Annotated in this window: 19 protein-coding genes and 4 tRNA genes; 22 read left to right on the top strand and 1 reads right to left on the bottom strand. The window is 68.7% G+C overall.

The window, feature by feature from the left end:
- Window positions 1-38 precede the first annotated feature (38 nt).
- The 3 genes from htpX to ACN26Z_RS27865 all read left to right on the top strand — a co-directional run bounded on the left by htpX (window position 39) and on the right by ACN26Z_RS27865 (window position 3,092).
- Window positions 39-914 carry a zinc metalloprotease HtpX gene (gene htpX, locus ACN26Z_RS27875; protein ID WP_093403731.1) on the top strand — a complete coding sequence of 292 codons (876 nt, stop codon included), beginning with the start codon at window positions 39-41 and terminating at the stop codon, window positions 912-914.
- Between the two features lie 224 nt (window positions 915-1,138).
- Window positions 1,139-2,398: an MFS transporter gene (locus ACN26Z_RS27870; protein WP_282236811.1), complete on the top strand. Its 1,260-nt coding sequence runs from the start codon at window positions 1,139-1,141 to the stop codon at window positions 2,396-2,398.
- Window positions 2,399-2,621: 223 nt separating this feature from the next.
- Window positions 2,622-3,092 (top strand): GNAT family N-acetyltransferase, encoded by a 471-nt coding sequence (locus ACN26Z_RS27865; RefSeq protein WP_421464064.1) that lies wholly within the window; start codon window positions 2,622-2,624, stop codon window positions 3,090-3,092.
- 116 nt (window positions 3,093-3,208) lie between these two features.
- Here the strand turns inward: ACN26Z_RS27865 and ACN26Z_RS27860 are convergent, their stop codons facing one another.
- Window positions 3,209-3,703, bottom strand: coding sequence for a YajQ family cyclic di-GMP-binding protein (locus ACN26Z_RS27860; protein WP_210936658.1), 495 nt, complete (start codon window positions 3,701-3,703; stop codon window positions 3,209-3,211).
- Between the two features lie 149 nt (window positions 3,704-3,852).
- Between ACN26Z_RS27860 and ACN26Z_RS27855 the strand changes: the two genes are divergently transcribed.
- The 19 genes from ACN26Z_RS27855 to ACN26Z_RS27765 all read left to right on the top strand — a co-directional run bounded on the left by ACN26Z_RS27855 (window position 3,853) and on the right by ACN26Z_RS27765 (window position 22,742).
- A tRNA-Tyr gene (locus tag ACN26Z_RS27855) sits at window positions 3,853-3,936 on the top strand.
- A 580-nt stretch (window positions 3,937-4,516) separates the two neighbouring features.
- The gene (locus tag ACN26Z_RS27850; RefSeq protein ID WP_170863405.1) at window positions 4,517-4,690 is read left to right on the top strand and encodes a hypothetical protein; all 174 of its coding nucleotides are present in this window, start codon (window positions 4,517-4,519) and stop codon (window positions 4,688-4,690) included.
- A gap of 38 nt (window positions 4,691-4,728) precedes the next feature.
- Complete coding sequence (locus ACN26Z_RS27845) at window positions 4,729-7,254, top strand: putative bifunctional diguanylate cyclase/phosphodiesterase (RefSeq protein WP_421464062.1); 2,526 nt, start codon at window positions 4,729-4,731, stop codon at window positions 7,252-7,254.
- 92 nt (window positions 7,255-7,346) lie between these two features.
- Window positions 7,347-7,419 (top strand) — tRNA-Thr (locus tag ACN26Z_RS27840).
- A gap of 25 nt (window positions 7,420-7,444) precedes the next feature.
- Window positions 7,445-7,517 (top strand) — tRNA-Met (locus tag ACN26Z_RS27835).
- Between the two features lie 134 nt (window positions 7,518-7,651).
- A complete protein-coding gene (rpmG, locus tag ACN26Z_RS27830) occupies window positions 7,652-7,819 on the top strand; it encodes a 50S ribosomal protein L33 (RefSeq protein WP_093403583.1) in 168 nt (55 codons plus the stop codon).
- A gap of 123 nt (window positions 7,820-7,942) precedes the next feature.
- Window positions 7,943-8,389, top strand: coding sequence for a MaoC family dehydratase N-terminal domain-containing protein (locus ACN26Z_RS27825; protein ID WP_282236832.1), 447 nt, complete (start codon window positions 7,943-7,945; stop codon window positions 8,387-8,389).
- A gap of 1 nt (window position 8,390) precedes the next feature.
- Complete coding sequence (locus tag ACN26Z_RS27820; RefSeq protein WP_093403586.1) at window positions 8,391-8,783, top strand: MaoC family dehydratase; 393 nt, start codon at window positions 8,391-8,393, stop codon at window positions 8,781-8,783.
- A 126-nt stretch (window positions 8,784-8,909) separates the two neighbouring features.
- Window positions 8,910-8,982: transfer RNA gene (locus ACN26Z_RS27815), tRNA-Trp, on the top strand.
- 210 nt (window positions 8,983-9,192) lie between these two features.
- A complete protein-coding gene (gene secE / locus ACN26Z_RS27810) occupies window positions 9,193-9,582 on the top strand; it encodes a preprotein translocase subunit SecE (protein ID WP_093403588.1) in 390 nt (129 codons plus the stop codon).
- A 37-nt stretch (window positions 9,583-9,619) separates the two neighbouring features.
- Window positions 9,620-10,342, top strand: a complete 723-nt coding sequence (gene nusG, locus ACN26Z_RS27805) for a transcription termination/antitermination protein NusG (protein ID WP_093403589.1) — start codon at window positions 9,620-9,622, stop codon at window positions 10,340-10,342.
- Between the two features lie 200 nt (window positions 10,343-10,542).
- Window positions 10,543-10,974 (top strand): 50S ribosomal protein L11, encoded by a 432-nt coding sequence (rplK, locus tag ACN26Z_RS27800; protein WP_093403591.1) that lies wholly within the window; start codon window positions 10,543-10,545, stop codon window positions 10,972-10,974.
- Between the two features lie 83 nt (window positions 10,975-11,057).
- Window positions 11,058-11,774 carry a 50S ribosomal protein L1 gene (gene rplA, locus ACN26Z_RS27795; protein ID WP_281564774.1) on the top strand — a complete coding sequence of 239 codons (717 nt, stop codon included), beginning with the start codon at window positions 11,058-11,060 and terminating at the stop codon, window positions 11,772-11,774.
- Between the two features lie 74 nt (window positions 11,775-11,848).
- Complete coding sequence (locus ACN26Z_RS27790; protein WP_421464058.1) at window positions 11,849-12,637, top strand: ABC transporter ATP-binding protein; 789 nt, start codon at window positions 11,849-11,851, stop codon at window positions 12,635-12,637.
- Window positions 12,634-13,323, top strand: coding sequence for a hypothetical protein (locus tag ACN26Z_RS27785; protein WP_421464056.1), 690 nt, complete (start codon window positions 12,634-12,636; stop codon window positions 13,321-13,323). The genes ACN26Z_RS27790 and ACN26Z_RS27785 overlap by 4 nt, the downstream gene beginning before the upstream one ends.
- Window positions 13,324-13,732: 409 nt before the next feature.
- Window positions 13,733-14,278, top strand: coding sequence for a 50S ribosomal protein L10 (gene rplJ, locus ACN26Z_RS27780; protein ID WP_013735964.1), 546 nt, complete (start codon window positions 13,733-13,735; stop codon window positions 14,276-14,278).
- 56 nt (window positions 14,279-14,334) lie between these two features.
- The gene (rplL, locus tag ACN26Z_RS27775) at window positions 14,335-14,724 is read left to right on the top strand and encodes a 50S ribosomal protein L7/L12 (protein ID WP_210829560.1); all 390 of its coding nucleotides are present in this window, start codon (window positions 14,335-14,337) and stop codon (window positions 14,722-14,724) included.
- 570 nt (window positions 14,725-15,294) lie between these two features.
- Complete coding sequence (locus ACN26Z_RS27770; RefSeq protein WP_204000258.1) at window positions 15,295-18,726, top strand: DNA-directed RNA polymerase subunit beta; 3,432 nt, start codon at window positions 15,295-15,297, stop codon at window positions 18,724-18,726.
- Between the two features lie 128 nt (window positions 18,727-18,854).
- Window positions 18,855-22,742 carry a DNA-directed RNA polymerase subunit beta' gene (locus tag ACN26Z_RS27765; RefSeq protein WP_093403734.1) on the top strand — a complete coding sequence of 1,296 codons (3,888 nt, stop codon included), beginning with the start codon at window positions 18,855-18,857 and terminating at the stop codon, window positions 22,740-22,742.
- Window positions 22,743-22,814: the final 72 nt, after the last annotated feature.

The following is a 22,814-nucleotide window of genomic DNA, read 5'->3' as shown; positions in this document are numbered from 1 at the left end:
TCAGCGGATCCCGGCATCCGTGCACCGAAGGAGTGATCGTGCACCACAACCGTCTGAAGACCGCCGCGCTGCTCGGCCTGCTCACCTCACTGATTCTGGCGGTGGGCTACTGGTTCGGCGGCAGCGGCGGCCTGGTCATCGCCGTACTCGTGTCGCTGGTGATGAACGGCGTCACGTACTTCTACTCCGACAAGCTGGCACTTCGCTCGATGCGGGCGCAACCGGTAAGTGAGGCGCAGTTCCCCGAGCTGTACCACATGGTTCGCGAGTTGGCCGCCGAGGCCCGACAGCCCATGCCCCGGCTCTACGTGAGTCCGACCGCCCAGCCCAACGCGTTCGCCACCGGGCGTAACCCGCAGAACGCGGCCGTCTGCGTCACCCAGGGGATCGTCGAGCTGCTCGACTACCGCGAGCTGCGGGGCGTCATCGGTCACGAGCTGTCGCACGTCTACAACCGGGACATCCTCATCTCCAGCGTGGCGGCCGGCCTCGCCGGCATCATCACCATGCTGGCGAATCTCGCCCTGTTCATCCCGCTGGGCGGCAACAGCGACGAGGACGGCCCGAACCCGCTGGTCCTGCTGCTCACCATCATCCTGGGGCCGATCGCGGCCACCGTCATCCAGCTGGCGATCAGCCGGAGCCGTGAGTTCCAGGCGGACGCCTCGGGTGCCGAACTGACCGGGGACCCGCTGGCGCTGGCCAGCGCCCTGCGCAAGATCCACATGGGTGCCCAGCGGCGGCCGTTGCCGGCCGAGGGGCAGCTCACCAGCACCGCGCACCTCATGATCGCCAACCCGTTCCGGGGTGGCGGGGTGGCCGCGCTCTTCGCCACCCACCCGCCGATGGAGCAGCGGGTCGCCCGGCTTGAGCAGTTGGCGAGCCAGACGGGCCCCGTGCGTTACCAGCGCTGACCCGCCCGGACCCAGCACCGGCGCGGGCGGCACAGTCCCTCGCCGGGGTGGAAGGGCAGCACGAGTTGCGGTATGCCGGCCGCTCGGAGGCGGTTCGAGAGAGCAGATTGCGGCATCCCGGGAACCGGGTGAGCGCCGCCACAGGGCCGGACCGCGGGGTCGGCCGGACCGGGGACGTTAGGGTCTAACTGAGTCTCGCTCATTACATCTCGTGGAGGTCCGCTGTGGCTGGGCTGCGCCGGTATCTGGCTGTCTGGCAGATTCCGGGCGCACCGACCCTGCTGATCACCGGCATCATCGGGCGACTCGGGATCGGCATGACGCCACTCGCGTTGCTGCTCGTCGTCGAAGGGGTGACCGGCCGCTACTCGTTGGCCGCCGCGGCCGGCGGCTGCTACGCCCTATCCGGCGCCACGCTGAGCCCGGTGGCTGGCCGGATCGCCGACCGGATCGGTCCCACCCCGGTGCTGCTCGGCACCGCGATCGCCCACCCGTTGGCCCTGATGGGGCTGCTCTGGGCGGCCCGCGCCGATAGCGCGCCCTTCGCGCTGGTCCTGCTGGCTTCGGCGGCGGCCGGTGGAACGTACCCGCCGATGACCGCCGCGATCCGTGGTGCCTGGAACGGCCTGACCAACATCGACTCCGGTCGGTACTACCTGCGCAACACCGCACTTGCCGCCGAAACCACCCTCTTCGAGATCGTTTTCGTGCTCGGTCCACTGCTGGTGGCCGGGTTCGTGCTGGTCGCCGACGCGGGGGCGGCGCTGATCGGTGCCGCCGTGGTGACCCTGGTCGGCACCCTGTCGGTTGCGCTCGGCCAGGCCATGCGCGGCTGGCGCCCGCACGCCCGGGAACATCATGCCCGTGGCCTCGGTCCGCTTCGGGTCGCCGGCTTTCCGGCGCTGCTGCTCTGCGTGGCCAGCATCGGCATCGCCTTCGGTGCGGCCGGCGTGACCGTTCCGGCGTTTGCCACCCGCTACAGCCCCGACGACCCGAACAGCCTCGCCGGCGTGCTGTTGGCCGTCTGGGGGGTCGGCAGTGCGATCGGGGGGTTCTGGTTCGGCGTCCGCCGGCCGGCCCGCAACATGACCCGCCTGTTCGCCTGGCTGCTCGCCGTGCTCGCCGGCAGCTTCGCTGTCTTCGCCGTGATGCCGACGCCAGTCGCACTGGGCGCCGCCCTGGTGATCGGCGGAGCCGCCATCGCTCCCGCGCTGACTCTGGAAAACACCCTGGTCGGGCGGATCTCGCCGACCAGCATGCTGAACGAGGCGTACACCTGGGTGGTGACCATGTCGGTAGGTGCGAGCGCGGTCGGCGGCGCCGTCTCCGGCCTGATCGTCGACCATGCCGGCGGGGTGCCCTGGGCCTTCCTGTTCGCCGGGTTCGCACTTGCCGTCGGAGCGGCGGTCGCCGCGCTGCCGGCCGGCCCCATCGCCCGCGCGGAGGCCACCGCCGTCCGGGCCGAGCAGCCCGCCGCGGCCTGACCCGCGCAATGATGGGTACGACGGCCGGATGTTCCTCTTCTTCTCGAACCGGATCGGCTGTCTGGGTTCGATCCTGGTGAGCGCGATCCTGACGGTCGTCCTGCTGCTGATCTTCGCCCGTTGACGCGGATCCCGACGCCCGGCCGGCCCGGTCAGGTGGGCCGGGCCGGCCGGCGGAGGTTCTCCCGTTGGGCGGTAGCCTCGCGTGCCGAGGAGGCGGTTCATGGAGCTGACCGCGCTGGGCCCGACCCATCCGGCCGTCGTGGCGAGCTGGGCGACCTCTGCCGAGGAGAGTCGTCGCTGGTGCTCCCGCGACCGAGTGACAGCGGAGAACGTCAGGCGCTGGGGAACCGAGCCCGACGTGCTCGCGTACCTCGCACTCCTCGACGGAGAACCGGCCGGCTACGGCGAGCTGTGGCTCGACGACGACGAGGCCGAGGTGGAGTTGGCCCGACTCATCGTGGCCCCGGCGCTGCGCGGCCGGGGCCTGGGCCGTCTGATGGTCACCCTGCTCACCAACCTGGCGCGGGACCACCACCCGACGGTGCTGATGCGATTGCATCCCGACAACGCTCCGGCGCTGCGCTGCTACACCGCCGCCGGCTTTGAACTGGTTCCCTCGGACGAGGCGGATCAGTGGAACCGGGGCCAACCCCTGCCGTACCTCTGGCTGCGCCACCGGCGCGACGACTGAACCAGACCGTTCGGAGGAGCACGCCGGATCCGTGGCAGCGCTCCGGTCAACGCATCGAGCTGTGGAGCGCAACAATCGCTGGCGGCGACGGATCGACGCGGCCGGTTCGAGACGACTTAGCGGTAGTTGGTGAACTGGAGGGCCACGCCGAAATCCTCGGCCTTGAGCAGCGCGATGACCGCCTGAAGGTCGTCCCTCTTCTTGCCGGTGACCCGCAGCTGGTCGCCCTGGATCTGGGCCTGGACGCCCTTGGGACCCTCGTCGCGGATCTTCTTGCTGATCGCCTTCGCCTTGTCCTGGTCGATGCCCTGGATCACCTTGGCGTCGAGCTTGAAAACCTTGCCCGAGGGGCGAGGATCACCCGCGTCCAGCGACTTCAGCGAGATGTTCCGCTTGACCAACTTCTCCTTGAACACGTCCAACGCGGCCCGGACCCGCTCCTCGGTCTCCGCCTGGAGGCTGATCGCCTCCTCACCCGACCAGGAGATCTCGGCGCCCGTGCCCCGAAAGTCGAACCGCGTCCCGAGCTCCTTGTCCGCCTGCCGGAGGGCGTTGTCGACCTCCTGGCGATCGACCTTGCTCACGATGTCGAACGACGGGTTCGCTGCCATACTCATGCTCCTGCTGTCTGGCTGTTTTGTGATCCTTTGGCCCTGGTTGCCCAGGGGTACGACCCCCTGACGGTACCCGGTTGCGGCGGCAACGGGTGGAGCCGCTATCCTTGCTTCCGCCGCCGCGCCACGGTGCGGTGGTACGCCCTGGCGGGTTGCCCGAGCGGCCAATGGGAGCGGACTGTAAATCCGTCGCGAAAGCTACAGAGGTTCGAATCCTCTACCCGCCACCAGGTGCACAAAGAGCCCCCTCACCAGCGAGATCTGGTGAGGGGGCTCTTTCGTGGGCCTACGTCGCGTCCCCGTTCGGTGAGCGGTGCCCGCGCCTGATCGGGTTGACCACCGCTCGGCCGGTCCACCACATCGACGATCCTGGGCGTGGCCCGACGGGGTGGCGGGCGTACATTGACTCTGTTCGCTGTTCCTCGGTGCTGGGGAGGTGGCTGTCCGGGGACCTGGGGCCGTGCTGCCGTCTGTTGCGTCGCATGTGCGCCACTCTCGCGAGTGGACGTTGACCGCGGGGCGCGGAGCGGCGAGAGTGGTGGAGCGACGTGTACGCGAACCTGCCAGGTTCGTGGTTTTCCGGCCAATACCGGCAAAACCGGTGCCTTGTCGTTTTGGGCACCCTCAGATGCTCCGATGGGGTGCTACCGGCCCAGAAGCCGGTCGACGACGGCTGGTCGCACGTCCGGGGGACGGCTATGCCCGTTCGCTGGCTTTTCCGGCTGCCTGGGCTGTGGCACGATCGGCGTACCCGTCACTACACCCCCGAAGGCAGGAGTGCTCCCGATGTCTCGTCGAAGGAGTGGTCGAGTGCTTGCCGCAGTCGCGGCAATCGCCATGCTCGCTACGGTGAGTGCTGCCGTGGTCGGATTCGGCGATGCGCAGTTCGTCGGTATCGGGTGGGAGAACAACCCGCTCCAGGCCAACGGCCTTGAGTGGGGCGCCCCCGCACCAGACGATGTGGTCGTTTCGAGCACACGCTGACCGGGAGGCACTCGGCAATCTGGTGAGGGGGCACCTGCGTGCCGACTAGAGAGGCACCGCGCCGCCCGATCGCGACCGCTTGGCTGATCACCACGCCCCTCGCGGCGCTGGCCGTTGCCAGCATCGCCATACTGGTCTTCACCGCGGAGTTCGACGAGCGGGATCTGCTCCTGGCGGCTCTCCTGCTGGTCGTGATGGTCATTGCGGGCATCCCGACCCTGAGTTTCGTCGTCCGGCGGCAGGCTTTTGTCGTCACCCTCACCGAGATACCACTGGTTCTCGCCTTCTACAGCCTCAGCCCGCTGCTGGTCGTGGTGATTGCGACCTGCGCGGCGATCATCACGCAGGCCTACCGTCGTTATCCGCCGCCGAAGCTGTGGTTCAACGTGGCAAGAGATGCGGCCGGGGTCTCGGTCGCGGGACTTGTCGTGGCGGTGGCGCTGCCGTTCGACGGGGTCGGCCCGGGCACGTGGGCGGTCCTGTTCGCCGCGATCACCGCGAACAGCCTCATCAGCCTGGTCGCGGTGGTCGGCGTGATCACCCTGCTGCAGGGCTGGCAGGGCTCCCGGGAGACGGCAAGTACGGCGGTTCAGCTCTTCCTCACTCTCGCGCTGAACGTCGCGATCGGTCTACTCATCCTGATCGCCCTGGCCAGCACCCTGTGGTCGACCCTGCTGTTGGGGGCGATCACCATTGCGGGCGTGCTGCTCTACCGGTCATACGCGCGTTTCCTCCGGCAGCACCGCACTCTCGGTGACATGTACGAGCTGACCCGCGCGATGGCCAGTGTCGGTGCGGAGGGAAATCTCGCAGACATCCTGCTGGGACGTATCCGGGCCCTGATGCAGGCCGAGTACGCCACGCTGTGGCTGCCGGCCCAGGGCCGGCATCCGGAGGTACTGCTCACCGCCCGGCTGGACGATCGGGGTCTGCTCGATGTGGCGCAAACCCCGGTGACGGTTCGTCAGCGCACCCTGGAGTCCGGTCAGACCCTGGCGGCCGGGCGACTGCTCGGCGGTGAACCGGAACTACGTCGCGAGTTGACTCGGCAGCAGGTCAAGGACGTCATTGCCGTGCCGCTGCGCTCCGGACAGGTGGTCATCGGCACGATCGAGGTGGTGAACCGCCTCAGCGACGTGGGGAACTTCGCCCCGGCCGACGTGCCGATTCTGGAGACGGTCGCCGCCCATGCCGCGGTCGCGCTGGAGAATTCCCGCCTGGTCGACCGGCTGCGGCACGACGCCTACCACGATGCGCTCACGAAGCTGCCCAACCGGCGCCGCATCCTCGGTGCGCTGGCCGAAGCGGTCCGGATCCGGGCGCCCGGCGAGGTGGTCGCGCTGCTGCTGTTCGACGTCGATCGGCTGCGTCAGGTGAACGAGGCGCTCGGCCACGCTGCGGGCGACAAGGTTCTGGTCGAGGTCGCCGACCGGCTGCGTGGCTGTGTGCCGTCGGCCGCGCTGGTCGGGCGGGCCGGTGGCGATGAGTTCCTGGTGACCCTGCGGCTGGAGAGCGCAGACGCCGCAGTGGAGCTTGCCGGCCAGTTGCGGGAACAGATCCGCGACGAGATGGTCTTCGACTCGCTCACGCTGGACGTGGACACCGCGGTCGGGGTGGTCGTACACCCGGATCATGGCGACGCCCCGGCGACCCTGCTGCAACGGGTGGACGTGGCCGCGACGGCGGCCAAGGCGGTCCCCGGCAGCGTGCAGCTGTACACGCCGGCGTTGGAGTCGCGGTCGCTGCACCGGCTCGGTCTCGCCGGAGACCTGCGCAACGCCCTCGACAACGGCGAGCTGGAGGTCTACTACCAGCCCAAGGTGACGCTGCGGGACCGCCGCCTCATCGGGGTGGAGTGCCTGGCCCGCTGGGAGCATCCGACGCACGGTTCGGTCACCCCGGCGGATTTCGTCGCCGTGGCCGAGCACACCGGTCAGCTCGGCCGGCTCACCGAGTTCGTGCTCCGGGAGGGGCTGCGGCACAGCCGGGACTGGGCACACGGCGGTCAGTCGCTCGCCGTCGCGGTCAACCTCTCCGCGCGTACGCTCACCGACCAGCACTTCCCGGAGCAGGTGCGGGAGTTGCTTGAGGAGTACGGCGTTCCGGCGCAGCTGCTGACCCTGGAGATTCCGGAAGCCGGCGTGTTGGACGGCACCGAGCGCCCGATCCCGACCCTGCGCCGCCTGCGAGACCTGGGCGTACGGCTCTCCGTGGACGACTTCGGCACCGGCAGTTCCTCGCTGGCCCATCTGCGCCGGCTGCCGGTGCACGAGGTGAAGGTCGACCACTCCTTCGTTCAGGGCATGGCCACCGATCCGGGGGACCTGGCGATCGTCAACGCCGTCGTCACCCTCTCCCAGCAGTTCGGTCTCACCGTGGTGGCCGAGGGCGTGGAGAGCGAGCTGACCCTGGAGTTGCTCCAGGACATCGGCTGCGAGGTCGGCCAGGGGTTCCTGTTCAGCCGCCCACTGCCGTACGAGCGGTTGGAAGCGTGGTTCGGTGCCCAGGTCGATCCGGAGTCGATCTCCAGCAGCGAGCTTCCGAGGCTGCGCGTGGTGCCCTGAGCTGGGCGTACGACCTCCCTGGGGATCCGATTTCACCAGTACGATCGGGCCGTGTACTCTTACCTCTGCGCGGGCACCGAGTGATCGCGCAGGCCCCCTTAGCTCAGTCGGCAGAGCGTCTCCATGGTAAGGAGAAGGTCTACGGTTCGATTCCGTAAGGGGGCTCAGAGGGTCCGGCTGGGCCCACCGCGGCGGTGTAGCTCAGATGGCAGAGCAAGCGGCTCATAATCGCTGTGTCGCCGGTTCAAGTCCGGCCACCGCTACTCTCGTCCGCCCCGGAGGGATCTCCGGTGGTCGGTGGGACGGGCGCCACAGGCGCCCGCTTTGCGTGTCCGCCCAGGTGGCGCGTACGCTTTAGCGCCGTAGTTGTATCCGTTATCGAGGAAGGCACTCCGCCGTGGCGAAGGCGACCGATGTCCGGCCGAAGATCACTTTGGCGTGTGTGGAGTGCAAGGAGCGCAACTACATCACGCGCAAGAACCGCCGTAACGACCCGGACCGCATCGAGCTGAAGAAGTTCTGCCCCCGGGACGGACGGCACACCCTGCACCGCGAAACGCGCTGAACCTGCCCGGGCCGATCGGCCCGGCTGCGCACGTATCCTGATCGCCGGTCCCTACGGACGGCGCGGCTGAGCCGACGCCGACCGCTCGGATCGGCGATCGTGCTTTGCGTGTAGGTTCGCGGCATGCCCCTGGACCAGTCCTTCGTCGGCCGGACCTATCCGCCGACCGCCCCCTATCAGGTGGGCCGTGAGAAGATCCGCGAGTTCGCGACGGCGATCGGCGCCACCGATCCCGCCCACCACGATCCGGCGGCCGCCCGCGCGCTGGGCCACCCGGACGTGGTCGCGCCGCCGACGTTTCCGGTGGTGATCACCATGGCCGCCAGCCGCCAGCTGATCGAGGACCCGGCGCTCGGCATCGACTACAGCCGGGTGGTCCACGGCGACCAGCGGTTCGCGTACACCCGGCCGGTGGTGGCCGGCGACGAGCTGGTCTGCGTCAACTCCGTCGAGGAGATCACCAGCCGGGGCGGCCACGAGTTCCTGACCACCCGGACCGATGTCAGCACGACCGCTGGCGAGTCGGTGGTCGCGGTCTGGTCCAAGCTCGTCGTACGCGGGGAGGCCTGACGTGGAACTGCCCACCCAGACGTTCCGGGTGACCCGGGCGGACCTGGTTCGTTACGCAGGTGCCTCGGGCGACTTCAACCCGATCCACTGGAGCGACCGGTTCGCCACCAAGGTGGGTCTGCCCGGTGTGATCGCCCACGGCATGTTCACCATGGCGCTCGTCGGTCGGGCGGTCACCACCTGGGCCGGCTCGCCCGACGCGGTGGTCGACTTCGGCGTGCGGTTCACTCGTCCGGTGGCCGTCCCGGACGACGACACCGGCACCGAGATCGTGGTGACTGCCGTGGTCCGTGAGGTGACCGACGCCGGTCTGACCAGGCTGGACGTAACCGCCACCTGCCTCGGTGAGAAGGTGCTCTCGCAGGCGCGGGCCACCGTGCGCACGGCCGGTTGACCGGTACCGCGCGGCACGTCGGGTAGACCGGTTGGGAAAGTCGGGTCGGTACCCGTACACTGGTCCGCCGTGGGGCAAGTGACCCCTGCCTGGTCGTGTGACCGGGCGGGGTGAGCGTTGCCGCACAGGGGTGTAGCTCAATTGGCAGAGCAGCGGTCTCCAAAACCGCAGGCTGCAGGTTCAAGTCCTGTCACCCCTGCGCCTCAGGCCTGACCGTTCCGTGGGTCCCGCCGCCTTCCGGTGGCGTCCGGCCCGTGGTGGTGGCATCGGCGGGGAGGTTCCGAGGCATCGGGCCTTCCGGTTGATCCGCCGGCCGCGGCCCGTCCCGGGACGGTTGGTCCGGCCGGCGTGACCAAGCGCCGCGCACGCGCACTGCGTGCGACACCGACATCCCGCGACGGAGGGCGAAGTGGCCGACAACAAGCGGCGCGGCGAGGACGCCGACGACGAGCGCCTGAACGACGAGGTCGTCAACGACAGCGCCGAGGACGACGCCACCGACGCGGACGAGCCGGTTTCGCGGGGTGGCACCGCCACCCGTTCGCGGGCCAAGGCCGATTCCGCCGACGGTCGCAAGACGCGTACCGACGCCGACAGGGTGGGCCTCTTCGGCCGCATCGCGCGTTTCATCCGCGAGGTCGTGGCCGAACTGCGTAAGGTCATCTGGCCGACCCGCAAGGAACTGCTGACCTACACGGCGGTGGTGATCGCGTTCGTCACGGTGATGCTGACGATCGTGGCTGTCCTGGACTACGGCTTCGCCAAGGGCGTGTTGTGGGTCTTCGGCAACCCCAGCTGACCGGCTGAACGTGCGATAGTGACGGAAGTGAGCAAGCGTGCCTGAGTACGACGAGACCGCCGCGACCCCGGACGAGCAGTCCACGGTGGCGACGGCGGCTGGTGACGAGTCGGTCGAGGCCGCCAACGAGTCGGAGTTCGCCATGACCGAGCCCGCTCCCGAGGAGGACTTCGACCCGGTTGCGGAGCTGCGGCAGAAGCTGCGCTACGCACCGGGCGACTGGTACGTGGTGCACTCGTACGCCGGTTACGAGAACAAGGTCAAGACCAACCTCGAGACCCGGATCACGTCCCTCGACATGGAGGACTACATCTACCAGGTCGAGGTGCCGACCCGGGAAGAGGTCGAGGTCAAGAACGGCAAGCGTTCCCAGGTGCAGGCGAAGGTCTTTCCCGGCTACATCCTCGTCCGGATGGAGCTGACCGCCGAGTCCTACTCCTGCGTACGCAACACCCCCGGGGTCACCGGTTTCGTCGGTGCCACGGACCGGGCCGACCGCCCGGCGCCGCTGAGCCTCGACGAGGTGCTCAAGTGGCTGGCACCTGCCGTCGAGACCGAGCAGAAGAAGGCCAAGCCGGAGGTCAAGGTCCTCGACTTCGAGGTCGGCGACTCGGTGACGGTCACCGACGGCGCCTTCGCCTCCCTGCCGGCGACGATCAGCGAGATCAACGCCGACCAGCAGAAGCTCAAGGTGCTGGTGTCGATCTTCGGCCGGGAGACGCCGGTGGAGCTGAACTTCAACCAGGTCGCCAAGATCTGAGCTGTCGACCATCGGTGGCGGGCGACCGCCGCCGGTGGTCGTCGTTCGTCCGGTTCACCCGCCCGGCCCACCTCCGTGGCCGTCGGGAACCAGGTCTGCGCTACCCTAGAACGTCGCCGCCGTCGCATGCGCGCTGACCGTGCGCGCCCCGACGGCGGTGTCGTGTGAACCTTTCCCAGTTCCAAGCCCCAGGAAGAGACATGCCTCCGAAGAAGAAGCTCGTCAAGACGTTCACGCTTCAGCTGCCGGCGGGCCAGGCGACTCCGGCGCCGCCGGTCGGTCCCGCGCTCGGTCAGCACGGCGTGAACATCATGGAGTTCTGCAAGTCGTACAACGCGCAGACCGAGTCGCAGCGGGGCGACATCGTCCCCGCCGAGATCAGCGTGTACGAGGACCGGTCCTTCACCTTCGTGTTGAAGACCCCGCCCGCCGCCCGGCTGCTGATCAAGGCTGCCGGTGTGCAGAAGGGCTCGGGCGTCCCGCACACGCAGAAGGTCGGCTCGGTGACCCGCGCTCAGCTGCGGGAGATCGCCGAGAAGAAGATGGCTGACCTCAACGCCAACGACCTCGACCAGGCTGAGAAGATCATCGCCGGCACCGCCCGGTCGATGGGTCTGAACGTCACCGACTGACGTCGGCCACCACCGACCCGTACGGATCGTGGGAGGGCGCGCGAGCACCGCGGCCCGCCAGAGACCACAGGAGTAGACAGAACATGCAGCGCAGCAAGAGCTACCGCAAGGCCGCCGAGGCCATCGACAAGTCGAAGCTCTACACCCCCGTCGAGGCCGTCAAGCTGGCCAAGGAGAGCACCGCCACCAAGTTCGACGCCACGGTCGAGGTCGCGATGCGCCTCGGCGTCGACCCCCGCAAGGCGGACCAGATGGTCCGCGGCACGGTCAACCTGCCGCACGGCACCGGTAAGACCGCCCGCGTGATCGTCTTCGCGGCCGGCGCGAAGGCCGAGGAGGCCGTCGCCGCCGGTGCCGACGAGGTGGGCACCGACGAGCTGGTCGCCCGGATCCAGGGCGGCTGGCTGGACTTCGACGCGGCGATCGCCACGCCCGACCAGATGGCCAAGATCGGCCGGATCGCGCGGATCCTGGGCCCGCGCGGTCTGATGCCGAACCCGAAGACCGGCACGGTGACCATGGACGTCACCAAGGCCGTGTCGGACATCAAGGGCGGGAAGATCACCTTCCGGGTGGACAAGCACTCGAACCTGCACCTGATCATCGGTAAGGCCTCGTTCTCCGAGGCCCAGTTGGTCGACAACTACGCGGCCGTCCTCGACGAGGTGCTGCGGGCCAAGCCGTCGGCCGCGAAGGGCAAGTACCTCAAGAAGGTCACCCTCACCACCACGATGGGACCGGGCGTGCCGGTCGATCCGAACGCGGTGAAGAACCTGCAGGAGGGCTCGGCCGACAGCTGAGCACGACGCACCGACGCGGCCCCGCCACTCATGGCGGGGCCGCGTTCGTCTGTCCGCTGTGGCAGGCTCACGGCATGTGGCTGGAGGACGTCGGGCTGCGGTACAACCGGCGCGGTCCGTGGGTGCTGCGCCAGGTGAAGGTAGGCGTCGCGCCGGGCGAGGCGGTGGTGGTGCTCGGCCGCAACGGTGCCGGCAAGTCGACACTGCTCCAACTCGTCGCCGGAGTCCTGCGGCCGTCCCGCGGGCGGGTGCTCGACCGGCCTTCGGTGGTGGGCTGGGTGCCGGAACGCTTCCCGGCCGACCAGCCGTTCACCGTCGACGGCTACCTCGCCGCGATGGCCCGGATCGCCGGGCTGTCCCCGATCACGGCGGATCGTGCGGTGCGGCGCTGGGTCGACCGGCTGGGCATCGGCCCGTTCCGCACGGTCCGGCTGTCCCAGCTGTCGAAGGGCACGGCACAGAAGGTCGGCCTGGCCCAGGCACTGCTGCGTCCGCCCGGCCTGCTCGTCCTCGACGAGCCCTGGGAGGGCCTGGACGCGGCGGCTCGCGAGCTGGTCCCGCAGGTGGTCGACGAGGTGCTGGCCGACGGCGGGTCGGTGCTGGTCAGCGATCATCGCGGGGAGACGGTCCGGCTGCCCGGCGCGCGGGAGTGGTTGGTGGCCGACGGGGCGGTGGTCGAGCGGGCCCCGTCGGATGCGGCGGCGGTCGCGGTGGTCGAGCTTGAGGTCCCGGTCGGGCAGTTGCCGGCCACCGTCGCCCGCCTGCGCGCCGAGGGCCACCACGTCCTGCGGGTACGCGGCCAGAGCGCACCGCCCGAGGCCATGCGGCCGGGGGCGGGACCGTCCTCCGAGGTGGCCCGATGACCGCCCTGGTCCGGTTCCGGCTCGCCGGCTTCCTGCGTACCGGACGGGCGCTGGCACCGGTGCTGGCCGGCCTGCTCACCCTCGGCATCCTGTACGGCGGCGGTCGGGCCCAGCCGGCGGAGGCCTACGGCGTATCGGCCGTGGTGCTTTTTCCCGTGCTGGCCTGGCAGACCAAGATCCTGCTGGACGTGGAGCCGGACGTGCAGCGCCGCCTGGCTCTGGTCGCGGTCGGCCCGGCACGGGAGCAGGCGGCGGGGCTGGTCGCCGCGCTGGTGGCCGGCCTTGGTCTGGTGGCGACCGCCCTGGTCTTTCCCTGGTTGGTCGGCGGGGTCGCCGGTCCCAGCCTGCCCGGTGACCGGTCAGTTCCCGCAGGCGTGGCGCTCGGTCTCTGGGCGCACCTGCTCGCCCTGCCAGCGGCCGTGGCGCTGGGCGCGCTGGCCAGCCGGGTGATCACCCGAAGTGCCGGCTACGGTGTGGCGGTGCTCACCCTTGGTACGGTCGGCGCGCTGGTGCTCGGTTTCTCGGGGTCGGTCGCGCCGTGGCTGGCGCCACCGCTGCTACCCACCGCCAGGGCGCTGGTCGGCCCGTTGTCCGGCTCGACCGCGCTGCTGCTGACGGCGTGGGCGCTGGCCTGGACGGCGGTGGCGCTGACCGGCTACGCCCGAGCCCGCACCCGGCGCGCTTAGCGCGTGGTCGCGTCCTCGGTCGAGGCGGGCAGGGCGTATCGCAGCGAGCCAGCGACTTGGACCATACGTGGCGATCGAGCTGTCGGCCGGGTGGCGGCCGTTGCCGCCGGGCCGGTCCGGGGGCGATTTGGCGGTTGCCGCAGGTGTCGCGTAGCCTGATGCGCGAAGTTCCACCCAGAGACCGCTGGTCACCGTGCCCCGGCACGGTCGAAGGTCCCGCGAAGACGGGCGACCCGCGTAGGGCGGCAAGCGACATCGGCAGCATCCTGTGGTCCGCCGACCATGTGATTCCGCCGTCCTCGCCCCGTGCGCCCTGCGCCGGGGCTTTTCTGTTGCCGCGACACCTCCGCCCCGTCACAGGCGCTCGCCTGCGACGGTGACCAGCCTCGAGCAACGAGAGAGGAGGGACATGGCGGACAAGCCGATCCGGGCCGACAAGGCCACGGCCGTCGCGGAGCTGACCGAGAGCTTCCGGAGCGCGGGTGCCACCGTGCTGACCGAGTACCGCGGTCTGACGGTCTCCCAGCTCACCCAGCTGCGGCGCTCGCTCGGCAAGGAGACCAGCTACACGGTTGCCAAGAACACGCTGGCCAAGCGTGCCGCGGCGGACGCGGGCATCTCCGGCCTCGACGAGCTGTTCACCGGTCCTACCGCGCTGACTTTCGTTTCGGGCGACGTCGTCGAGGCGGCGAAGGGCCTTCGCGACTTCGCGAAGGCCAACCCGAAGCTCGTCATCAAGGGCGGCGTCTTCGAGGGCAAGGCCATTTCTGCGGCCGAGGTCACGAAGCTCGCCGACCTGGAGTCCCGCGAGGTGCTGCTGGCCAAGCTGGCTGGCGCGATGAAGGGCAACCTGAGCAAGGCCGCGGCCCTGTTCCAGGCCCCGCTGTCGAAGACCGCCCGCCTGGCGGCCGCCCTGCAGGACAAGCGCGAGAAGGAAGGTGCCGAGGCGGCCTGAGGCCGCGCCGGCACACCACGTTCTTTAGTTTGAACCATTAGGAAAGGACGCCAGACATGGCGAAGCTCAGCACCGACGAGCTGCTCGACGCGTTCAAGGAGATGACGCTGATCGAGCTCTCCGAGTTCGTGAAGCAGTTCGAGGAGACCTTCGAGGTCACCGCCGCCGCCCCGGCCGCGATGATGATGGCGGGTCCGGCCACCGGTGGCGCTGCCGCCGAGGCCGAGCCGGAGAAGGACGAGTTCGACGTCATCCTCGACGCCGACGGTGGCAAGAAGATCCAGGTCATCAAGGTCGTGCGTGAGCTGACCGGCCTGGGCCTCAAGGAGGCCAAGGACCTGGTCGAGGCCGCCCCGAAGCCGGTCCTGGAGAAGGTCAACAAGGAGACCGCGGACAAGGCCAAGGCCAAGCTCGAGGGCGAGGGCGCCAAGGTCACCCTCAAGTGACCTGAGTCCCACCTGGCCGTCCCGGCTCGCGTGAACCGGGCAGAGCACGTCGCGGCGGGCGGCGATCCGACAGTGGATCGTCGTCCGCCGTGTTCGTGTACCGGCCCGCAACCGGCGTGAGCAGGGCGTGGAACCCGGTCTGCGGCGCGTGGACCGGGCCGGTGGACTCGCTCGTGGGTGGGAAAGAGCGTCCGATGCCGACAACGGCCCTTGACGCGGCCCTGGGCTGCCAGGCACGCTGACATGAGCAAGACCTTCCGCGCTTGCGACGGCCACCGCGCGGGTAATGCAGCGGCAGCACCACTCGCCACGCAGACCCGGGCGGCCCGGCAGGGACGTTGTGTTCCGAGCGGCCCGGTGCGACCCGTTCGAGGGGTCCCGAGGCACGTTCCGCAACAACCTGCGGGGTGGGCTGGACAGCGGTTAGCCTCTCGGCTACACTGCTAGTTTGCGCTGCCTTCCGACTTGACCCCTGCTCGGAAATGTCCGTTTGTGGATATTTTCTGGTGGGGTCATTGGAGTGCACGCGTACCAGCCGTTCTGCAGCACCGGTCCTCGGAAGGACGCATCTTGGCAGCTTCCCGCCCTGCGAAGACCAGTCGTACGTCGAGCGCATTCGCTCCCCGCCGAGTTTCCTTCGGTCGGATCACCGAACACCTCGAGGTCCCCAACCTCCTCGCCATTCAGAACGAGTCCTTCGACTGGCTCGTCGGCAACGAGGCTTGGCAGGGCCGGTCGGCGGACGACCCGCACGCACGCTCGGGTCTCGCGGAGATCCTCGACGAGATCAGTCCCATTGAGGACTTTTCCGGCACTATGTCGCTTTCCTTCTCGGCGCCGCGCTTCGACGAGGTCAAGGCCTCGATCGAGGAGTGCAAGGAGAAGGACCTCACCTACTGCGCGCCACTGTTCGTGACCGCGGAGTTCACCAACAACACCACCGGCGAGATCAAGAGCCAGACGGTGTTCATGGGTGACTTCCCGATGATGACGCCGAAGGGCACCTTCATCATCAACGGCACCGAGCGGGTGGTGGTCAGCCAGCTCGTCCGCTCGCCGGGCGTCTACTTCGACAAGCAGCCGGACAAGACCTCCGACCGCGACCTCTCCAGCGTCAAGGTCATCCCGAGTCGGGGTGCCTGGCTGGAGTTCGACATCGACAAGCGCGACACGGTCGGCGTTCGCATCGACCGTAAGCGTCGGCAGGCCGTCACGGTGCTGCTCAAGGCCATCGGATGGTCGGCCGAGCAGATCCGTGAGAAGTTCGGCTGGTCCGAGCTGATGATGACCACGCTCGAAAAGGACCACATCGCCGGCCAGGACGAGGCGCTCCTCGACATCTACCGAAAGCTGCGCCCTGGCGAGCCGCCGACCCGCGAGAACGCCCAGACCCTGCTCGACAACCTCTTCTTCAACCCGAAGCGGTACGACGTAGCCAAGGTCGGGCGGTACAAGTTCAACAAGAAGCTCGAGCTGGACGTGCCGATCACCACCGGCACGCTGACCGAGGACGACATCGTCGCCACCGTGGAGTACCTCTGCCGGCTGCACGCCGGTGAGGAGGGCTACGAGGCCGACGACATCGACCACTTCGGCAACCGGCGGCTGCGTACCGTGGGCGAGCTGATCCAGAACCAGGTTCGGGTCGGCCTGTCCCGGATGGAGCGGGTCGTCCGCGAGCGGATGACCACCCAGGACGTCGAGGCGATCACGCCGCAGACCCTGATCAACATCCGTCCGGTGGTCGCCGCGATCCGGGAGTTCTTCGGCACCTCGCAGCTGTCCCAGTTCATGGACCAGACCAACCCGCTGGCGGGCCTGACCCACCGGCGGCGGCTGAGCGCGCTCGGCCCCGGCGGTCTGTCCCGGGAGCGGGCCGGCTTCGAGGTCCGCGACGTGCACCCGTCCCACTACGGCCGGATGTGCCCGATCGAGACGCCGGAAGGCCCGAACATCGGTCTGATCGGCGCGCTGTCCACCTTCGCCCGGGTCAACCCGTTCGGCTTCATCGAGACGCCGTACCGGAAGGTCATCGACGGTCGGGTCACCGACCAGATCGACTACCTGACCGCGGACGAGGAGGACCGGTTCGTCAAGGCGCAGGCCAATGCCCCGCTGCGGGCCGACGGCTCGTTCGCCGAGGACCGCGTCCTGGTCCGCCGTAAGGGTGGCGAGACCGAGGACGTCCCGCCGGCCGCCGTGGACTACATGGACGTGTCGCCGCGGCAGATGACCTCGGTCGCGACCGCGATGATCCCGTTCCTGGAGCACGACGACGCGAACCGGGCCCTGATGGGCGCGAACATGCAGCGTCAGGCGGTGCCGCTGGTCAAGGCCGAGTCCCCGCTGGTCGGCACCGGCATGGAGTACCGTGCCGCGGTCGACGCCGGTGACGTGGTCGTGGCCGAGGTCGGTGGCGTGGTCGAGGACCTCTGCGCCGACTACATCACGGTCCACCAGGACGACGGCCACCGCCGGACGTACCTGCTGCACAAGTTCCGCCGCTCCAACGCCGGTTCCTGCGTCAACCAGAAGCCGGTGGTCTTCGAGGGCGACCGGGTCGAGGCCGGCCAGGTCATCGCCGACGGTCCGTGCACCGACGAGGGCGAGATGGCGCTCGGGCGCAACCTGCTCGTGGCGTTCATGACCTGGGAGGGGCACAACTACGAGGACGCGATCATCCTGTCGCAGCGCCTCGTGCAGCAGGACGTGCTCACCTCGATCCACATCGAGGAGCACGAGGTCGACGCGCGGGACACCAAGCTCGGCCCGGAGGAGATCACCCGCGACATCCCGAACGTCAGCGAGGAGATGCTCGCCGACCTCGACGAGCGCGGGATCATCCGGATCGGTGCCGAGGTCGTCCCCGGCGACATCCTGGTCGGCAAGGTCACGCCCAAGGGCGAGACCGAGCTGACCCCGGAGGAGCGGCTGCTGCGGGCCATCTTCGGCGAGAAGGCGCGCGAGGTCCGGGACACCTCCCTGAAGGTGCCGCACGGCGAGACCGGCACGGTCATCGGCGTGCGTACCTTCTCCCGGGAGGACGGCGACGAGTTGCCGCCGGGCGTCAACGAGCTGGTCCGGGTCTACGTCGCCCAGAAGCGGAAGATCCAGGACGGTGACAAGCTCGCCGGCCGACACGGCAACAAGGGCGTCATTTCCAAGATCCTGCCGGTCGAGGACATGCCGTTCCTGGAGGACGGCACGCCCGTCGACATCGTGCTCAACCCGCTGGGTGTGCCGAGCCGGATGAACATCGGCCAGGTGCTGGAGACCCACCTGGGCTGGGTGGCCAAGACGGGCTGGCAGGTCGAGGGCGACGACGCCGAGTGGAAGCGGCAGCTCCAGGGCATCGGCGCCGACTCCTCCGAGCCGGACACCAACGTGGCCACCCCGGTCTTCGACGGTGCCCGCGAGGAGGAGATCTCCGGTCTGCTCGCGTCGACCCTGCCCAACCGGGACGGTCGGCAGCTGATCGGTTCCTCCGGAAAGGCGCAGCTGTTCGACGGCCGTTCCGGTGAGCCGCTGCCCGACCCGATCGCGGTCGGCTACATCTACATCCTGAAGCTGAACCACCTGGTCGACGACAAGATCCACGCTCGTTCGACCGGTCCGTACTCGATGATCACGCAGCAGCCGCTGGGTGGTAAGGCGCAGTTCGGTGGCCAGCGTTTCGGCGAGATGGAGTGCTGGGCGATGCAGGCATACGGTGCCGCGTACGCCCTGCAGGAGCTGCTGACGATCAAGTCCGACGATGTTCTCGGTCGGGTGAAGGTCTACGAGGCCATCGTCAAGGGCGAGAACATCCCGGAGCCGGGCATCCCGGAGTCGTTCAAGGTGCTGCTCAAGGAGCTGCAGTCGCTGTGCCTCAACGTTGAGGTGCTTTCCAGCGACGGTGTGGCCCTGGAGATGCGCGAGACCGACGACGAGGTGTTCCGGGCCGCGGAGGAACTGGGTATCGACCTGTCCCGGCGCGAGCCGAGCTCGGTCGAGGAAGTGTGACGTTGGGGTTTCGGGGCGGGGCGACCCACTCCGGGCGGTCAGGCTTGATCCCTTCGTGGGTCACCCCGCCCCGAAACCAAAACCCGGTGAGCTGCTGACGCACCAAGCGACGTGTGAGGGATTTGAACGTGCTCGACGTCAACTTTTTCGACGAGTTGCGAATTGGGCTGGCGACCGCGGACGACATTCGTCAGTGGTCGCACGGCGAGGTCAAGAAGCCCGAGACGATCAACTACCGCACCCTCAAGCCGGAGAAGGACGGGCTCTTCTGCGAGAAGATCTTCGGTCCGCAGCGGGACTGGGAGTGCTACTGCGGTAAGTACAAGCGGGTCCGGTTCAAGGGCATCATCTGTGAGCGCTGCGGCGTCGAGGTGACCCGCTCGAAGGTCCGCCGTGAGCGGATGGGCCACATCGAGCTCGCTGCCCCGGTGACCCACATCTGGTACTTCAAGGGCGTGCCGAGCCGGCTGGGCTACCTGCTGGACCTCGCCCCGAAGGACCTCGAAAAGATCATTTACTTCGCCTCGTACGTCGTGACGAGCGTTGACGCCGAAGCGCGTCACCGTGACCTCTCGACCATCGAGAACGAGATCCTGGCCGAGAAGCGGCAGTCGGAGAACAGCCGCGACTCGGAGATCGAGAAGCGGGCGGCCAAGCTGGAGGCCGACCTGGCCGAGCTGGAGGCCGAGGGCGCGAAGGCGGACGTCCGGCGCAAGGTCAAGGAGGGCGGAGAGCGCGAGATGCGCCAGATCCGCGACCGGGCCCAGCGCGAGATCGACCGTCTGGACGAGGTGCTGGACACCTTCCGCAAGCTGGAGCCGAAGCAGCTGGTCACCGACGAGCTGCTCTACCGTGAGCTGCGCGACCGGTTCGGTGAGTACTTCACCGGCGGCATGGGTGCCGAGGCGATCAAGGCCCTGGTGCAGAACATGGACCTTGAGGCCGAGGCCGAGAACCTGCGGGAGACCATCCGCACCGGTAAGGGTCAGCGGAAGATCCGGGCGCTCAAGCGGCTCAAGGTCGTCGCGGCGTTCCAGAACACCCGCAACTCGCCGCTCGGCATGGTGCTGGACTGCGTACCGGTCATCCCGCCGGACCTGCGCCCGATGGTGCAGCTCGACGGCGGCCGTTTCGCCACCAGCGACCTGAACGACCTCTACCGTCGGGTGATCAACCGGAACAACCGGCTCAAGCGGCTGATCGACCTCGGCGCGCCCGAGATCATCGTCAACAACGAGAAGCGGATGCTGCAGGAGGCCGTCGACGCGCTGTTCGACAACGGCCGCCGCGGCCGGCCGGTCACCGGCCCGGGTAACCGTCCGCTCAAGTCGCTGTCCGACATGCTCAAGGGCAAGCAGGGCCGGTTCCGCCAGAACCTGCTGGGCAAGCGCGTCGACTACTCCGGCCGCTCGGTCATCGTGGTCGGCCCGAAGCTCAAGCTGCACCAGTGCGGCCTGCCCAAGCAGATGGCGCTGGAGCTGTTCAAGCCGTTCGTGATGAAGCGGCTGGTCGACCTCAACCACGCACAGAACATCAAGTCCGCCAAGCGGATGGTCGAGCGGCAGCGGCCGGTCGTGTGGGACGTGCTGGAAGAGGTCATCGGCGAGCACCCGGTGCTGCTCAACCGGGCGCCGACCCTGCACCGACTCGGCATCCAGGCCTTCGAGCCGCAGCTGGTCGAGGGCAAGGCCATCCAGATCCACCCGCTGGTCTGCACCGCGTTCAACGCCGACTTCGACGGTGACCAGATGGCGGTGCACGTGCCGCTGTCCGCCGAGGCCCAGGCCGAGGCGCGGATCCTGATGCTGTCGTCGAACAACATCCTCAAGCCGGCCGACGGCAAGCCGGTCACCATGCCCACGCAGGACATGGTCATCGGGCTCTACCACCTGACCCACCTCACCGCCGGTGAGCGCGGGGAGGGTCGGGCGTTCAGCTCGGACGCCGAGGCGCGGATGGCGTACGACAACGGCGAGCTGCACCTGCAGGCACCGGTGAAGATCCGGCTGCGGGACGTGGTCGAGGTGGACAACGGCGCCGGTGGGCAGCCGTGGACCGCGCCCGAGGGCTGGGTCCCGGGCGAGCCGCTCACGATCGAGACCACCCTTGGTCGGGTGCTGTTCAACGAGACCCTGCCGCAGGGCTACCGGTTCGTGAACTACGAGATCCGCAAGGGTCAGCTCTCCGCGATCGTCAACGACCTCGCCGAGCGGTTCCCGAAGGTGGCCTTGGCGGCCACCCTCGACGGGCTCAAGGAGGCCGGCTTCCACTGGGCCACCTGGTCCGGCGTGACCATCGGCATGGAGGACGTCATCGCTCCGCCGCGCAAGCGGGAGATCCTGGAGCGGTACGAGAAGGAAGCCGACCGGATCGACAAGCAGTACCAGCGTGGTCTGATGACCGCCGAGGAGCGTCGCGGCGAGCTCATCGAGATCTGGACCAAGGCGACCAACGAGGTCGCCAAGGAGATGGACACCGCGCTGCCGCAGGAGAACCCGCTGTGGAAGATGATCAACTCGGGTGCTCGCGGTAACCTGCTCCAGCTCCGGCAGATCGCGGCGATCCGTGGTCTGGTGGCCAACCCGAAGGGCGAGATCATCCCGCGGCCGATCAAGGCCAGCTACCGGGAGGGTCTGTCCGTGCTGGAGTACTTCATCTCCACGCACGGTGCCCGTAAGGGTCTCGCGGACACCGCCCTGCGTACCGCCGACTCGGGTTACCTGACCCGGCGTCTGGTGGACGTCTCGCAGGACGTCATCATCCGCGAGGAGGACTGCGGCACCGATCGGGCCATCCCGATGCAGGTCGGTCAGCAGCTCGACGGCCGGCTCGTGGTGCACGAGCACGCGGAGACCAGCGTGCACGCCCGTACCCTGGCCGACGACATCAAGGGGCCGGACGGCACCGTCGTCGCCGAGCGGGGCGCGGACATCAACTCGATCCTGGTCGACCGGATCGTCGCCGCCGGAGTCGAGACCGTCCGGGTACGCAGCGTGCTGACCTGCGAGTCGAAGCTGGGCGTCTGCGGTGCGTGCTACGGCCGCTCGCTGCCGACCGGCAAGATCGTTGATGTCGGTGAGGCGGTCGGCATCATCGCCGCCCAGTCCATCGGTGAGCCGGGTACGCAGCTGACGATGCGTACCTTCCACACCGGTGGTGTCGCGGGTGAGGACATCACCCAGGGCCTGCCGCGTGTCCAGGAGATCTTCGAGGCCCGGATCCCGAAGGGCAAGGCACCCATCGCCGACACCCCCGGCCGGATCCGGATCGAGGACGGCGAGCGGTCGCGCAAGATCGTGGTGATCCCGGACGACGGCAGCGACGAGATCGTCTACGACAAGATCTCGAAGCGGGTCCGGCTGCGGGCCCACGACGGCGACCACGTCGAGGTCGGCGAGAAGCTCACCGAGGGCACCATCGACCCGCACGAGCTGCTGCGCATCCTCGGCCCTCGGGCGGTCCAGGTCCACCTGACCCAGGAGGTCCAGGAGGTCTACCGCTCTCAGGGTGTGCTCATCCACGACAAGCACATCGAGATCATCATCCGCCAGATGCTCAAGCGGGTGACGGTCATCGACTCCGGCTCGACCGAGTTCCTGCCGGGTGTGCTTGTCGACCGGGCGCTGTTCGAGTCGGAGAACCGCCGGCTCGTCGGCGAGGGTGGCGAGCCCGCCGCCGGTCGTCCGGTGCTGATGGGTATCACCAAGGCCTCGCTGGCCACCGACTCCTGGCTCTCGGCGGCCTCCTTCCAGGAGACCACCCGGGTGCTGACCGACGCGGCGATCCACGCCCGCAGTGACTCGCTGATCGGTCTCAAGGAGAACGTGATCATCGGTAAGCTCATCCCGGCCGGTACCGGCATCAGCAAGTACCGCAACGTACGGGTCGAGCCGACCGAGGAGGCGAAGGCCAAGGTGTACTCGATGACCGGCTACCCGGAGACCGACTACGGTTTCGGGCCGGCCAGTGGCCAGGCGGTCCCGCTGGACGACTTCGACTTCGGGTCGTACCGCTGATCCGTCAGCTCTGACAACGAGGCCCCCGGCATCTGCCGGGGGCCTCGTTGTCGGTACCGGTCGCTATGGTCG

Source organism: Verrucosispora sp. WMMD703 (assembly GCF_049178935.1).
Lineage (GTDB): Bacteria > Actinomycetota > Actinomycetes > Mycobacteriales > Micromonosporaceae > Micromonospora > Micromonospora sediminimaris.
This window is presented reverse-complemented; position numbering and strand designations above follow the sequence as displayed.

Excerpts from the sequence above, each read along its gene's own strand:
- ACN26Z_RS27825 (WP_282236832.1), top strand. The coding sequence starts at position 7,943 with ATGCCCCTGGACCAGTCCTTCGTCGGCCGGACCTATCCGCCGACCGCC.
- rplJ (WP_013735964.1), top strand. The coding sequence starts at position 13,733 with ATGGCGGACAAGCCGATCCGGGCCGACAAGGCCACGGCCGTCGCGGAG.
- ACN26Z_RS27860 (WP_210936658.1), bottom strand. The coding sequence starts at position 3,703 with ATGGCAGCGAACCCGTCGTTCGACATCGTGAGCAAGGTCGATCGCCAG.
- ACN26Z_RS27790 (WP_421464058.1), top strand. The coding sequence starts at position 11,849 with ATGTGGCTGGAGGACGTCGGGCTGCGGTACAACCGGCGCGGTCCGTGG.
- rplL (WP_210829560.1), top strand. The coding sequence starts at position 14,335 with ATGGCGAAGCTCAGCACCGACGAGCTGCTCGACGCGTTCAAGGAGATG.
- rplK (WP_093403591.1), top strand. The coding sequence starts at position 10,543 with ATGCCTCCGAAGAAGAAGCTCGTCAAGACGTTCACGCTTCAGCTGCCG.
- ACN26Z_RS27865 (WP_421464064.1), top strand. The coding sequence starts at position 2,622 with ATGGAGCTGACCGCGCTGGGCCCGACCCATCCGGCCGTCGTGGCGAGC.
- ACN26Z_RS27785 (WP_421464056.1), top strand. The coding sequence starts at position 12,634 with ATGACCGCCCTGGTCCGGTTCCGGCTCGCCGGCTTCCTGCGTACCGGA.
- rplA (WP_281564774.1), top strand. The coding sequence starts at position 11,058 with ATGCAGCGCAGCAAGAGCTACCGCAAGGCCGCCGAGGCCATCGACAAG.